The organism is Bacteroides sp. Marseille-P3684 (assembly GCF_900291465.1).
Lineage (GTDB): Bacteria > Bacteroidota > Bacteroidia > Bacteroidales > Bacteroidaceae > Phocaeicola_A.
Genome location: NZ_LT985808.1, coordinates 3,447,142 through 3,460,418, shown reverse-complemented (window position 1 = coordinate 3,460,418; position 13,277 = coordinate 3,447,142). Strand labels below are relative to the sequence as shown.

The 13,277-nt window shown below is 56.2% G+C and carries 11 protein-coding genes; 9 read left to right on the top strand and 2 right to left on the bottom strand.

All coding sequences use genetic code 11. From position 1 onward, the window contains the following. The first annotated feature begins 83 nt into the window (after positions 1-83). The 9 genes from C8275_RS13670 (at position 84) to C8275_RS13630 (ending at position 10,952) form a co-directional block, all read left to right on the top strand. Positions 84-578: a DUF4625 domain-containing protein gene (locus tag C8275_RS13670; protein ID WP_106625568.1), complete on the top strand. Its 495-nt coding sequence runs from the start codon at positions 84-86 to the stop codon at positions 576-578. After that, a complete protein-coding gene (locus C8275_RS13665; protein ID WP_106625567.1) occupies positions 575-3,037 on the top strand; it encodes a TonB-dependent receptor in 2,463 nt (820 codons plus the stop codon). The genes C8275_RS13670 and C8275_RS13665 overlap by 4 nt, the downstream gene beginning before the upstream one ends. Before the next feature lie 56 nt (positions 3,038-3,093). Beyond that, positions 3,094-3,975: an AraC family transcriptional regulator gene (locus C8275_RS13660; protein ID WP_106625566.1), complete on the top strand. Its 882-nt coding sequence runs from the start codon at positions 3,094-3,096 to the stop codon at positions 3,973-3,975. A gap of 220 nt (positions 3,976-4,195) precedes the next feature. Beyond that, positions 4,196-5,329 (top strand): OmpA family protein, encoded by a 1,134-nt coding sequence (locus C8275_RS13655; protein ID WP_106625565.1) that lies wholly within the window; start codon positions 4,196-4,198, stop codon positions 5,327-5,329. Between the two features lie 367 nt (positions 5,330-5,696). Then, positions 5,697-6,554, top strand: a complete 858-nt coding sequence (locus C8275_RS13650) for a copper resistance protein NlpE N-terminal domain-containing protein (RefSeq protein ID WP_106625564.1) — start codon at positions 5,697-5,699, stop codon at positions 6,552-6,554. Between the two features lie 200 nt (positions 6,555-6,754). After that, on the top strand, positions 6,755-7,630 hold the full coding sequence (locus C8275_RS13645) for a helix-turn-helix domain-containing protein (protein ID WP_106625563.1): 876 nt from the start codon (positions 6,755-6,757) through the stop codon (positions 7,628-7,630). 239 nt (positions 7,631-7,869) lie between these two features. Continuing rightward, positions 7,870-8,547 (top strand): response regulator transcription factor, encoded by a 678-nt coding sequence (locus tag C8275_RS13640; RefSeq protein WP_106625562.1) that lies wholly within the window; start codon positions 7,870-7,872, stop codon positions 8,545-8,547. Then, positions 8,516-9,619 (top strand): cell wall metabolism sensor histidine kinase WalK, encoded by a 1,104-nt coding sequence (locus C8275_RS13635; RefSeq protein WP_234395778.1) that lies wholly within the window; start codon positions 8,516-8,518, stop codon positions 9,617-9,619. Before C8275_RS13640 ends, C8275_RS13635 begins: the two co-directional genes overlap by 32 nt. 88 nt (positions 9,620-9,707) lie before the next feature. Further along, positions 9,708-10,952, top strand: coding sequence for a phosphatase PAP2 family protein (locus C8275_RS13630; protein WP_106625560.1), 1,245 nt, complete (start codon positions 9,708-9,710; stop codon positions 10,950-10,952). Positions 10,953-11,036: 84 nt separating this feature from the next. Here the strand turns inward: C8275_RS13630 and C8275_RS13625 are convergent, their stop codons facing one another. Both C8275_RS13625 and C8275_RS13620 read right to left on the bottom strand, forming a co-directional pair. Then, positions 11,037-12,041: a hypothetical protein gene (locus tag C8275_RS13625; protein WP_106625559.1), complete on the bottom strand. Its 1,005-nt coding sequence runs from the start codon at positions 12,039-12,041 to the stop codon at positions 11,037-11,039. Between the two features lie 133 nt (positions 12,042-12,174). After that, positions 12,175-13,221, bottom strand: coding sequence for a Fic family protein (locus tag C8275_RS13620; RefSeq protein WP_106625558.1), 1,047 nt, complete (start codon positions 13,219-13,221; stop codon positions 12,175-12,177). Between the last annotated feature and the right edge of the window lie 56 nt (positions 13,222-13,277).

The following is a 13,277-nucleotide window of genomic DNA, read 5'->3' as shown; positions in this document are numbered from 1 at the left end:
AAAGTGAATACCCTGAACTTATAACACCCGAAGGCGGGATGCGTCGCATGGATGCTCCCTGCCTTCCCTAAAACAATAAGCCTATGAAAGAGAATGTATGTATCGCCAGGTTTAAGGCAGTAGTCTGTCTGCTGGCTGTGTGTATCTGCGGACTGTCGTCCTGCAGCAGTGAAGAGGGTGACTTGCGGAAGCCTGTCATCGAGACGCTCGACGATTCTTTCCCCACCAATTGTCAGGTGTATGTGAAGGGGGGAGTCATCCCGTTCCACTATGCGTTCACCGACGATGTGGAGCTGGGAAACTACAACATCGAAGTGCATAACAATTTCGACCATCATACCCATAGCACCGAGGCGGGCGACTGTCCGTTCGACCCGGTGAAGAAGCCGGTGAAGCCCTGGGTCTACAACCGGGACTTCTCCATTCCGCCGCACAGCCTGCGCCACGATGCCCGGGTGGAGATTCCCATTCCCGACGACATCGATACGGGCGACTATCACTTCATGATACGGGTGACCGACCGTGCCGGCTGGCAGGAGTTGAAATCGGTAAGCATCAAAATCGTGGAGGCTTCATGATGAGGGCTCTCAATGGATTGCTCCGGCAACGACCGGGAAGGAGTGTGCCGGTGTGGCTGGCAGTCATGCTTCCGCTCATCGGACGGGCTGCTGACGACCTCCGTATGCCTCCGGACTCCCTGGACAGGAGGCTGAAGCCCGTGATGCTGGACGAGGTGGTCGTGAAGGGAGAGGCTCCCGTGGCGACCGGCAGGGATGAAATCGGAGGCGAGCAGCTGAAGTGGAGCCGGGCGGCTACGTTGGGCGAGACCCTGAGCCGGGTGCCGGGTGTGCAGAACAGCTACTTCGGACCGAACGCGGGTGCCGCCGTCATCCGCGGCTTGAGCGGCAACCGTGTCAAGGTGCTGCACCAGGGGCTTTCGCTGAACGACCTGTCGGGGCTTAGTCCCGATTTCAACGTCAGCCTGAATCCGGACAACCTGCGTTCCGTGACGCTTTACAAAGGCTCTGCCACGGTGCTGTATGGTGGAAAGGCCATTGGCGGCGCCGTGGACCTGGACGACAACCGGGTCCCCCTGACGGTGCCGGTGAAGCCGTTGGCGGTTTCTGCCTGTCTGGACGGGAGCACCAACAACGGGTATCGCCAGTCGTTCGCTGCCGAAGGACGGGTCGCGCAACATTGGACCTGGACCTTGGGCGGGATGAACAGCTGGGTGTCCCGTCGGCATATCCCCGGCAACAGCAAGCCCGGACGGGTGTATGACCCTGCCGTCGTCGGTTTTGACACGAACCTGCAGCTGATGGCACAGGTGGCTGTGGATGCCGAGCATGTGCTCAACACCTCCCTCTTCCCCTACATGGACCGGTTCGTCCTCGACCACCTGAACGACCCGGAGTGGGGACTCTCGCCGGAGGATGTGTGGACCTTCAAGGCGCGCTATTACGATGCCGCCTCCTATTCCTATAAGGATAATCCGCCCAATCCGGGCTACGTTCCCGGGCAGGACCCGGAGCGCGACCGTTACAGGGACGTGGTCCGCGACATCCGCGACTACGGACCGATGCGGCGGGGTGTCATCCCCAACAGCCATGCGCGGGCGAACTCCCTGAACCTGGGGACGGCGTATGTAGACGACCGGCTGGCAGTCGGCATCGGCTACCAGTGTGACTACGCCTATTATGGGGTGCCGGCGTATGCGAAGATTCCCGAGGCGGGGCATACCCATACGCATGCCGACGGGACGGTGCACCTCTTTGCCGTGCAGCAACCCTTTTTGCCCATCAACGTGCGGTCCACCTCCAACCTGCTGCTCCTGCAGGGACGTTGGACGGGGGAGATGCCGCTCTTCCGGAAGGCAAAGCTGCTCCTGGGCAGTCAGTTTGCATCCGACAAGGAGCTGCTGGGCGAGGAGACGGTCAACCGGTTGGGGACTTCGCGCGGGATGGCACGGCTGGAGCTGTCGCAGAAGGAGTGGCTTTTCCTGAACGGCACAGTCGGGATGGACTATGACTCCCGTCGGATAGACGGACGGGGCAGGGGACGCTACCTGCCCGATACCCGAAGCCGGGAACTTGCCTTCTTCGTCGACGAACGGGCGGACTTCTCCTGGCTGCAACTGATGATGGGCTATCGTCACGACTTCATCCGCCGCAGGGCGGTGGAGGGGAACGGTTACCAGCCGGGACGCGGACTGGCAGGCAGGGAGCGTGCACCGCGTCGGTTCGGACTCGACCAGTTCAGTGCCGGGATGAAGCTCGACGTGCTGCGCCCTGCCTACCTGCGTCTGTCCTTCACCCACTCCCAGCGTGCCCCGGAGGTGAACGAGCTGTATGCCGGGAACAACCATTATGCCATCGTGACCGAGGAGAACGGCGACGACCGCCTGGGCAAGGAGATTGCCAACGCGGTGGAGGTGGAAGGCGGACTGGCGACGAAGTACCTCGAGGTGACGGTCAACTGGTACCGGACGCACTACGACGGCTATCTCTACCTGGCGCACACCGGTGTGTCACGGGGAGGACTGACGGTCAAGGAATGGCGGGCTGCCGACGCCCTCCTGTCCGGCTGGGAAGTGCGGCTCGTCGGTAAAGCGGACTTGAAGTCGCTGGGCAGCTGGCAGCTCGGAGGATATTACGACCGTGTGAAGAGCAGGAACCTCTCGGACAGCGAGATGAGCCGTTGGGCGGAGGGGGACTTCCTGCCGAACATGCCCACAAGCCGCTTGGGGGCAAGCTTGTCGGGACACATCGGACACTTCGCGACGCAGGTCGCGCTGGACCATTACCTCCGGCAGAAGTACCTGGGCAAGCACATCAGCGATGAATTTGCCTTCCCCGCCTACAGCCTGCTCAGCGCCCGGCTGTCCTATGAGAGGCAGGTCGGCAGAGCGGGAGTGGAGTGCTACGTCTACGGGACCAACCTGCTGGACAGCGAAGCCCGTCCGCAGAACTCCCTGCTGCGCTACCTGGCGCCCTTGCCCGGCATCAGCCTGGGAGGAGGCATCTGCGTGCGACTCTGAACGGCGGGGCGGATGAATCCTCGTCAGTCGATTAAACAAGAAGAAACTATAAGCTTATGGAAACCCTGTATTTATTGAAGAATGTATACCATGACCCCCTGGCGCTCTCCCGTTTCAGCCAGTTCCGCTGTTACCGGCTGGGCAAAGGAGAGGTCGTCCCGGACTTGAATGCGAACGATGAGTTCCTGGTCTGTTTTGTGTTGAAAGGCTCTCTGTGCTATGTGTTGAATGAGAAAGACTTCTCTTCGAGGATGGTGATGGAGAACGAGCTCTTCTTCGTCAGCCGTCTGCATCACTGCAAGGTCAAGGCGATGGACGATGTCCTGCTGGCAGTCCATGCCTGCAACATGGTGGCGCCCTACTTCCACCGCCGCGTCATCTCCTACCTGAAGGAAATCTCCATGGAGGAGGTAGACCCGCTGGAGACCCTGCCCATCACGCCCCTGATGCGTTCCTACCTGAACTCGCTGCTGGACTACATGGAGCACGGGAAGGTCAATGCCGACCTGCACTATGCCAAGGAGTATGAGCTGTTCTCGCTCTTCCGGATGTGCTACTCCAAGCAGGAGATAGCCTCCATCTTCCGCGACGCACTCTCCAGCGACCTGCAGTTCTTCGTGGCGGTCATGACCCACTACAAGACCTGCCGGACCGCCAAGGAGCTGGCTACGCTCTGCGGATACAGCGAGTCGGTGTTCAACCAGCTGTTCAAGAAGTGTTTTGCCGGCGAGACGCCCTACCGCTGGCTGCAGATGCGGACGACGGACGAGATTGACTTCATGCTGCGGAACACCTCGGTGTCAATCAAGGAAATCATGCTCGACTACCACTTCAAGACCTTCTCGCACTTCACGATCTACTGCAAGCGGAACCTGGGTGCCACGCCCAATGAAATCAGGCAGAAGGGGGCAGGACGGACGCGGAAGAAGCAGACCTGACCCTTGCCCGCCCCGGGAGGACGAAAGACGAAATGCAAACTCTTTTGGATTTTTAGACGGAGGGCGAAACGGGCTTTTCTGTTCTTTTGCAAAACCAATCGGCGATGCACGGGCACGTTCGGTTGGTGAGTTGAATCGTAATAGTATTAATGAAGCTTCCGCATCTGCCCGACTGCCCGGCAGTCAGCTGAGCGACGGAAGTTGATAAACCAATTAATGTATGAAGAAAACGTTCCTATCTTTGTTGCTCGCTGCGAGCACATTCAGCGCCTACGGTCAAGAACTGCTTGAAGGGGCGAAGTTTTTTGATAACTGGTCGTTCGGTCTGAAGGGCGGTGTCGTCACTCCCCTGAAGCACAGCCCGTTCTTTAAGAGCATGCGTGCCGCGACAGGCGTGGAGCTAACGAAACAGGTGACCCCGGCGTTCGGCATCGGTGTGGAAGGCATGGGATATATCAATACCAGTGAGAGCAAGACCGCCTTTGATGCCTCGAATGTGAGCTTGCTGGGTAAGGTCAACCTGATGAACTGGTGGGGCGGCTACACCGGCACTCCCCGCGTCTTCGAAATCGAGACCGTTGCCGGCGTCGGATGGTTGCACTCGTACGTCGACGGACCGGGCGATGACAATGCCTTCTCCACGAAGTTCGGTCTGAACTTCAACTTCAACATGGGTGAGTCCCGTGCATGGACCCTGGCACTGAAGCCTGCCATCATCTACAACATGGAGGGAGACTTCGACGCGCACAAGTCCCGTTTCAACGGCAACAATGCCGTCGTGGAAATCACCGCCGGACTGGTCTATCACTTCGGCAACAGCAACGGTGAGCACCACTTCACGAAGGCACAGGCACGCAGCCAGGCAGAGATTGACGGACTGAACCGCCGCATCAACGAGCTGATTTCAGAGAATGATGCCCGTCAGCGCGACCTGTCGGCTGCCAACGAGCGTGCTGACCAGCTGAAGCGCGAACTGGATGACTGCCGCAACAAGAAGCCTGAAGTGCAGACCGTGGTCGAGACGGCCAAGACGCTGGAGTCGGTTGTGACCTTCCGTCAGGGACGTTCCACCATCGACGCTTCCCAGCTGCCCAACGTGGAGCGCATTGCCACCTACCTGAACAAGCACAAGGATGCCCGTGTGGTCATCAAGGGATATGCTTCGCCCGAAGGCAGCCTGGAGGTGAACGAGCGCATCGCCCGGGCACGTGCACAGGCAGTCATGAACCTGCTGGTACGCAAATACCGCATCAATGCCACCCGCATCACGGCAGAAGGTCAGGGCGTGGGCAACATGTTCTCTGAACCCGACTGGAACCGTGTCAGCATCTGCACCATACAGGAAGGAAAATAACAAACTCTTACCCGCACGGAGGGCAGCAGCATTCTCTCCATACTCAGCAACGCTTCATTAAGACCCGAATCTCTGCTCCTCCGTGCTCCTTTCCGACTACAAGCCGGCCCTTAACCGCATCCGAGCGGGGGATGAACGTGCAGGAAGCGCCACTTAGATGGACCAAAGTATAATACTTAGGGGGTCTAAGTATTATACTTAGGCTGCCTAAGTATTATACTTTGGTCCGTCTAAGCCGGGCTTTGATGAGGTCTGTCCCCGGGATGGATGACGTCAGAGGCCGCCTCCTCGTCAGCTGGTCCACCATGCCTGGCACACTGACCACGGGAGTACACCTGAAACTAACTGATTTAAAACTCAACACACGATGAATAAGATTCTACAATGGGGGCTGCTGGCGGTTCTGTCAGTATGCTCCTCCTGCGCCACGAAGCCGTCCTGCGACGGCACTTACGAAGGCGTCCTGCCGGCAGCCGACTGTGCCGGCACCTATGTCATGCTGGCTGTCGATGGCAACCGGTACGAACTGTTTGAGAAATATCTCTCCCGTCCGGGTTCGTTCCTCACTTGCGGGGACGCCACCCTCGACGGGAAAGTGCTCCGCCTGGACAACGGCAAGGAGTTCACCCTGACGGACGGAGGCTTGTCGTCCGGTGAACAGCCCTTGCGCCTGGTCTCTTCCGACAAACAGCTGGCAGAGCTGTACACGACGCTGCAGCTGAAGGAGACCCGTCAGGGTGAGGACGCTTCTCTCAAGCTCTATGAGAAGGGCGGGGTGCACTATGCCGACCTCTCGTTCAAGGGAGAAGAGTATGCCTTGAAGTCCGTTGCACGGACGGACTCTGCCGAGGAGTACAAGGACGGGACGGCTTCGTTGAGGCTGCCTGTGGACTTTGTGCAGAAGGCGCCGTTTGTCCAGGCTGACTTCACGGACGGTAAAAACGACTTCCGCTTCACGCTGCTGGCACCTGCCAACACGGTATATGTAGCGGACGGAGAGGGTCCAGCCTCCTTCGACGTGGTCTACTACAACGACGGAAACCGCGCCCTGGTCAAGCTCCTGCATGCCGACCTCGCACATTGCTACACCCTTCCGCAGACGGAAGCCTCGGCAAAGACAGCTGTTTATGCCGACGACAAGGTGGAGTGGAGCATCGACAATGAGAACCGTGCGACCCTGCGCGTGGACGGGAAAGCCTACACCTACAAGGCTGTCAGTGAATAGGGAACGGGGCGTCTGCCTCTCCCCTCGACTGCAATGTGCAAACACTTGCGCGCTGATAGGAAAGAGGGGAGGGGTTATGTGGCAACGTATCCCCCGGATAGGTAACGTTCGTTCAGCGCAGAATGCCGAATTTTGCGGGTGGTAAGATGATAGCTCATATCCTCACGGCGAAGGACATGAACTCAGTAGCTTTTTATTGAATGAACGATTTTAATACCCTATTGACTGTAAAGACAGAGCAGCCGGCTTGTATGGAGCCTGTCGTCAATGACGATTGCTGGTTCAAGCATCTGGCCTTTGACACCACTACGGTTTTGGAATGCGAGTATAGCAGTAAAAACTTCATCCTGTTTCTGACCCGGGGCAGCGTCCTGCTCAACACCGACAGCTATTGCGGCGAGTTTGTGGAAGGCAATATCCTCTTGTTACCCCAGTCCTCGTTCATCCGTCTGGAGGCACGTCCGCAGACCCACTTTGTCTCGCTGGCGTTCGAGCACCTGACGAACCTGTGCAACAGTGCGCTGCTCCAGCTTCTGCACGAGCACGCCTGCTCCGTATCGGACGAGGTGCGTCCGTTGAAGATGCAGCCCTCGCTGGCGCTGTTCACCGAGACACTTGCCTACTGCCTGAGGCGGAAGGCCATGTGCCCCCATTGGCACAAGGTCATGTCGCAGGAGTTCATCCTTCTGCTGAAGGAGTTCTATCCGCGGAAGGACATGGTGGGCTTCTTCCGTCCCATCCTCGGCGACGAACCGGAGTTCAAGAGCTTTGTCTTGCAGAACTATCCCAAGGTGGACAACATCGCAGGGCTGATTGAGCTGTCCCAGTTCAGTCGCAGCGTCTTTTTCACGAAGTTCAAGAGCGCCTTCGGCATCACCGCCAAGCAGTGGCTGCTCCGTCAGCGGGCGAACCGTCTGCTGGGGAAGGCTTGCCGCCCGGGTATCTCCGTGAAGGAGCTGCTGGAGGTCTGCGACTTCGACTCACAATCACAATTGAACAGATACGTGCGGAAGACATTCAACTGCACGCCCAAGGAACTTATCGAACAAGCGCAAAAACGTTACTGGGTTGAATGACCCGGTGGCACGATCAGCAGACTATACATCCATCACTCATGGTGCTATAGGATTAGGTTGCATAAAGTGGAAAGAGGGTACGTCGCCGACGACGTGCCCTCTTGTCTTTTCAGGGGCGGCGGACTTCAAATTTGCTACAGAATCTGTTCGCATCTTTGCATCCATCTGATAACTTTGCAGGCGGAAGCCTTAACTGCCCGACGGACGGATTGCCCGTCCGGGCCTTACTCCCTATTCAAATGAAACTGCTGATTGTAGAAGACGAACGGGAACTGTCGGACAACATCGTGTCCTACCTCAGTTCGGAAAATTACGTGTGTGAGCAGGCATTCTCCTACGAGGAAGCCGGGATGAAGACCGGCCTGTATGACTATGACTGCGTGGTGCTCGACCTGATGCTGCCCGGTGGCAACGGGCTGGACCTCCTGCGCGAACTCCGGCGCAGGCGTAATCCCGTGGGTGTCATCATCGTGTCGGCAAAAGACTCGCTGGACGACAAAATCAAGGGACTGGAGCTGGGAGCGGACGACTACCTGTCCAAGCCCTTCCACCTGGCTGAGCTGAGCATGCGCATCTATGCCCTCATCCGCCGGAAAGAGTTTGCTGCCAACAATACGCTCTGGAGCAACGGCATCGAAATCAACCTGCCCGGCAAGTCGGTACGTGTCGACGGACGTCCCGTGGTACTGACCCGGATGGAATACGAGCTGCTGCTGTTCTTCGTCAGCAACGCCGGGAGGGTCGTGTCGAAGGCGTCCATCGCCGAGCACCTCAGTGGCGACATGGCGGACATGCTGGACAACCACGACTTCGTCTATACTCATATCAAGAACCTCAAAGCCAAGCTGGCGGACGCCGGAGTGGCGGACTGCATCAGGAACGTCTATGGAACAGGATACAAATGGCATGAAGAGTGAATCCCTGCATACGAAGGGGACAAAGAGTCTGTCGCAGAAGATGCTGGTGCCGTTCGTCGGCTGCATCATCGGGCTGCTGTTGCTTGCCACGCCGCTGTTCTACTTCCTCACCCGGTGGTTTTATGCCGAAGACCTGATACGGGTGATTGAGGTGGTGGGGCGGGACCATCCGCTTCCGTCCGTCGACCTGGAGGAAGACATCATGCAGGGCATCATGCTCCAGTTCGGTGTCATATCCCTGGTGCTGGCAGTCTCCATCGTGCTGACCCTGCGCTTCATTGCCCGCCGTCTGTGGCGACCCTTCGACGAGACCCTCCGCAGCATCGAGAACTTCCGCCTGGAGGACGGACGTCTGCCCGACCTGCCGACAAGCCGTGTCGCTGAGTTTGTCCGGCTGAACCGGGCGTTGCAGACGCTCATGCGAAACAGTCTGAACAGTTACCGCCTTCAGAAGGAGTTCACCGAGAACGCTTCCCATGAGTTGCAGACCCCGCTGGCAGTCTTCCGCAGCAAGCTGGACCTGCTGCTCCAGCGTCCGGACCTGACCGGACCGCAGGCGGCGATGATTCAGGACCTCTATCAGGTCTCGTCCCGCCTGACCCGCTTGAACCGCAACCTGCTGCTTCTCGCCAGAATCGAGAACAGCCAGTACGGACAGACCGAGGAGGTGGACCTCGTCGGACTTCTGGACGAGCTTCTCCCATCGCTGGAGAGCCTGGCAGGCGACCTGACGCTGCACCGCGACTTCCGTGTACGGACCCTGACGGTGCGTGCCAACCGGACGCTGCTGGAGAGTCTGGTCAACAACCTCGTGGTGAATGCCGTGCGCCACAACCGTCCCGGTGGGGAGATAACCGTGACCGTGGCGGCAGGCAGCCTGACGGTGTCGAACACGTCCGATGGAAAAGCCCTCGACGAACGCCTGCTGTTCAACCGTTTCTACCGTCCCTCCGAGCAGGTCAAGGGCAACGGACTGGGGCTTGCCATCGTGAAGGCAATCTGCCAGTATCACGGGTGGAAGGTTTCCTACAGCTACACCGGCAGACACTGCTTTACGGTCGATTTCTCGTGAGAGCGTCCACTAGGCTCCTCATCTTCAAAGTTCCTACAAAATCCTCCCTTTACCTTTGCTCCCAACGAAATCACCAACCACTCAGATTATGGTAGCAAAGAGTCTCTTTCTTCTCGTCGGTCTCAGCCTGTCACTCATCCCCTCGGGACTGAAGGCACAGACCGACACCCTCGCAGTGAAACCGTCAGCCGTTTCCCACGATGCCTTTATCGACAGGCTGACGGACTTCCCGGCATTCCGCATGACCTACGTCAGTGTTCCCCTTATCGCCAGCGGTCTGCTGGTCAAGGGCGAGGACGACCATTTCCGCAACCTCCGCAACGACTATCTCCCGGTCTTCCGTCGGCATGCCGACGACTACATGCAGTATCTCCCTGCCGCCGTCCTGCTGGGCATGAAGGTTGTCGGGGTGAAAGGGCGCAGTTCGTGGGGGCGCATGCTGACGTCGGATGCCTTCTCGGTCGCACTGATGGCAGGAGCCGTCAACACACTGAAGCAGACGACCCACGTGACCCGTCCCGACGGCTCCGACAATCATTCCTTCCCCTCGGGGCATACAGCCACCGCCTTCATGACCGCCACCATGCTGACCAAGGAGTACGGACACAGAAGTCCGTGGGTAGGCATCGGCGCCTATTCGGTGGCAACGGCTACGGGACTGATGCGCATGGCGAACAACAAGCACTGGCTGAGCGATGTACTGACGGGTGCGGGTATAGGCATCCTCTCGACCGAGGCAGGCTACTACCTTGCCGACCTCATCTTCCGCGGCAGGGGCATCAACGAGCTGCCCGACGAAGGACTCATCGACCGCACGGACGCTCCTTCGTTCTTCGGTCTGTACATGGGTCTGAACATCCCGCTGAGCAGTTACGACATCGACGAGGAGCATGAGTTCCGCACCTCCTCCGGTAGTTCGGCAGGTCTGGAAGGGGCGTGGTTCTTCAACCCTTACGTCGGGATAGGCGGACGCTTCACGGTGTCCTCCACCTCCATCATTGTCAACGGAAGCCTGGCCGAGGACAACACCTTCGATGCCCTGTCGTTGTTCGGCGGAAGTTACTTCTCCTATCCTCTTTCCCACCGTTGGCTCATCGGCAGCAAGCTCCTGACGGGCTTGGTGCATTACCCTCGTCTGGAGCTGACCGACCAGACCGTTCCTGCCCGCTGCGGCATCGGTTTCGGCACCGGAGCTTCCCTGACGTTCCGTGCCTCGCACCATTACGGCGTGAAGCTGTTCATGGACTACAATCTCCTGCCTTCCCACAGCAAGAGCAGCGGTGAATACATGAACCAGCTCGTGGGCGGCGCCTCCTTTCAAATAACGTTCTAACGGTGTTTGAAGGGTATAAAAAAAGCCTATCCACATACGCGTGGGGCATGTGGATAGGCTTTACTGAACAGGTCTTAAGGACGGTTAATTGGTGCTCGGATTAACCGGCGTATTACCTGCACCGGAAGATTCAAGCACAATGTTTTCACCCGGTTGGAGTTCGTTTTTCTCTTCCGTGATGTTCAGTCCCTGATTGACTGAGCTGTCATTCACCTTCACCGTGATGGTGGTCTTTATATTACGTTTGAAGGTAACTTCCTGATTGATGAGAGGCACAATGGCTCCGTCGTTCTTCTGCCAGGAGATGGAGACCAGAATGTTTTCTGTGTAGGTATCGGCAGTCCAACGGTTACCGTTCTGATAACCATTTTTAAATGTGAAGATATCTTCTACTTCTGTTTGCGGAAAGACCAATTGCAAAGTGGGAGCATCTTTCAGCTTGATGTACAATGTACCTTCCGTGAATCCTTCCGTTATAAATTTAGCTCCGAATATTACTTTCTTCATATTGATGGATACGGAACCGTTTGCGGTCGGGACGTAGTCGGTCACTTCACCATAGTAACGTATGGTGTTGGGATGGTTGAGTGGATCGGATAGTTCAGCTAAATAAGTACGTCCATCATCCAAATAGTCCATTTCTTTGCCACTATCATAGACAAATTTATTCTCTAGTGTGGTTGCGTTGGATGTATAGAACGGTTGCCAGTATGAAGTTCCATAGTCATAAGATTTGATTTTCTGTTTCCCATCCACCACCATGGATGAAACGAACTTATACTTATATCCCTCCAGCAGCTTGATGACCATGCCGTCCTTGCTGTCAAACAAGCCATAGGCATAGGGCCTATAATCGTCTGCTGAAGCCGGAGAAGAATAGACTTGAATGCCATAGAGATCGTTGGTGGCAGCCCGTGAGAGAGGACTTTCCTCGATGGATGTGATTTCACCGGAGAAGCCCAGAGAGACTAGAAACTCCTTAGGGGTGGTGTTCGGTTCGTCGGGAGTTACGCCCGGAATGCTGTTCTCGTCACCACCACATGCCGCAAAGCAAATAGCTGCGAACATAAGTAAGAAAATCTTTTTCATGTTTAAAGGTTTATAGGTAATGTTCGCAAAGCTAATCAGTACAGTTGAAATAGGCAAGCATTCAGTCCTGAATATTAAATGTAATGAGTGCGTTTATAGAAAGACGGGCATACCGATGGCTGAAGGAGAGCTGTCATTCCTCTTCATCAAGCAGGCGCCAATAGCCGCTCTTGTTGCTTCCGTGTCTATAGATAATGTGGGCATTACGAAGCAAGGCTATGTGTTTCCTGACCATTCTGTCTGAAATCCCCATGAAGCTCCCGATTTCGACAGCAGTAACCTGTGGATTATCTATAATGCGCGCCAGGACTTCCCATGTCGTGTCAGAAAGCTCAGGGTGAAGCAGCTTCAGTTTATCAGGAACTTTATCAGGAACTTTATCAGGAACTTCAGGTATCAGTGGTTCTCCCTGATATTTTTTCAGCGCATGGAGTATTTCGTTCAGCATAAAATCAATGAATGGACCGCTGTCTGCCTGTTGTGTACTGGACTCTATGGCTTCGTAATATAGTTGTTGGTTGGCATATACCAGATTTTCAATCGGGAGATGTTCGAATACCGGGTTGAGGCGTCCCAATATGAGAGATTGCCACAATCGTCCCATCCGTCCATTCCCATCACTGAACGGGTGGATGAACTCAAACTCATAATGAAAAACGCAACTACGGATAAGAAGATGGTCTGGAGTATGTTTCAGCCAATGGAACAAATCTTCCATAAGTTCGGGTACGCGCATGGGCGGGGGAGCAAGGTGAACACATCTGTCACCTTCAAATACGCCGACTCCACTGCTGCGGAAGCATCCCGGATGATCCACCAAGGCTTCCATCATTACCCCATGCGCTTTCAGGAGATCTTTCAAGTCAAACGGATCTAACGAAGTATACAGCTCATAAGTCCGTATGGCATTCTTGACTTCCTGTATTTCCCTTAATGGTGCCACCACATGCTTCCCTTCCAAAATGTCATGAACTTGGTTCTCTGACAGTCTATTGCCTTCTATGGCGAGCGAACTGTGGATTGTCCTGATTTTATTGGCTTTTCGTAAGCGTAGCCCATCTGCCTGCTCCATGCGTATGGCGTACCGTTCGATTTGTGCCGATATTTCGGCAACAAGGCTGATTGCCCGGGGAGTCACGGTAAATGGTGGAACGTATCCGGAATACTTTTCCTTGCTCATAACTTATCCTTCTTATCTATTCACTAGTGAAACGGTAGAACAATGTGCCCAAGACA

What these genes read in the sequence shown, in the direction of transcription:
- C8275_RS13670 (WP_106625568.1), top strand. Translation starts at nt 84, where the DNA reads ATGAAAGAGAATGTATGTATCGCCAGGTTTAAGGCAGTAGTCTGTCTG.
- C8275_RS13665 (WP_106625567.1), top strand. Translation starts at nt 575, where the DNA reads ATGATGAGGGCTCTCAATGGATTGCTCCGGCAACGACCGGGAAGGAGT.
- C8275_RS13660 (WP_106625566.1), top strand. Translation starts at nt 3,094, where the DNA reads ATGGAAACCCTGTATTTATTGAAGAATGTATACCATGACCCCCTGGCG.
- C8275_RS13655 (WP_106625565.1), top strand. Translation starts at nt 4,196, where the DNA reads ATGAAGAAAACGTTCCTATCTTTGTTGCTCGCTGCGAGCACATTCAGC.
- C8275_RS13650 (WP_106625564.1), top strand. Translation starts at nt 5,697, where the DNA reads ATGAATAAGATTCTACAATGGGGGCTGCTGGCGGTTCTGTCAGTATGC.
- C8275_RS13645 (WP_106625563.1), top strand. Translation starts at nt 6,755, where the DNA reads ATGAACGATTTTAATACCCTATTGACTGTAAAGACAGAGCAGCCGGCT.
- C8275_RS13640 (WP_106625562.1), top strand. Translation starts at nt 7,870, where the DNA reads ATGAAACTGCTGATTGTAGAAGACGAACGGGAACTGTCGGACAACATC.
- C8275_RS13635 (WP_234395778.1), top strand. Translation starts at nt 8,516, where the DNA reads ATGGAACAGGATACAAATGGCATGAAGAGTGAATCCCTGCATACGAAG.
- C8275_RS13630 (WP_106625560.1), top strand. Translation starts at nt 9,708, where the DNA reads ATGGTAGCAAAGAGTCTCTTTCTTCTCGTCGGTCTCAGCCTGTCACTC.
- C8275_RS13625 (WP_106625559.1), bottom strand. Translation starts at nt 12,041, where the DNA reads ATGAAAAAGATTTTCTTACTTATGTTCGCAGCTATTTGCTTTGCGGCA.
- C8275_RS13620 (WP_106625558.1), bottom strand. Translation starts at nt 13,221, where the DNA reads ATGAGCAAGGAAAAGTATTCCGGATACGTTCCACCATTTACCGTGACT.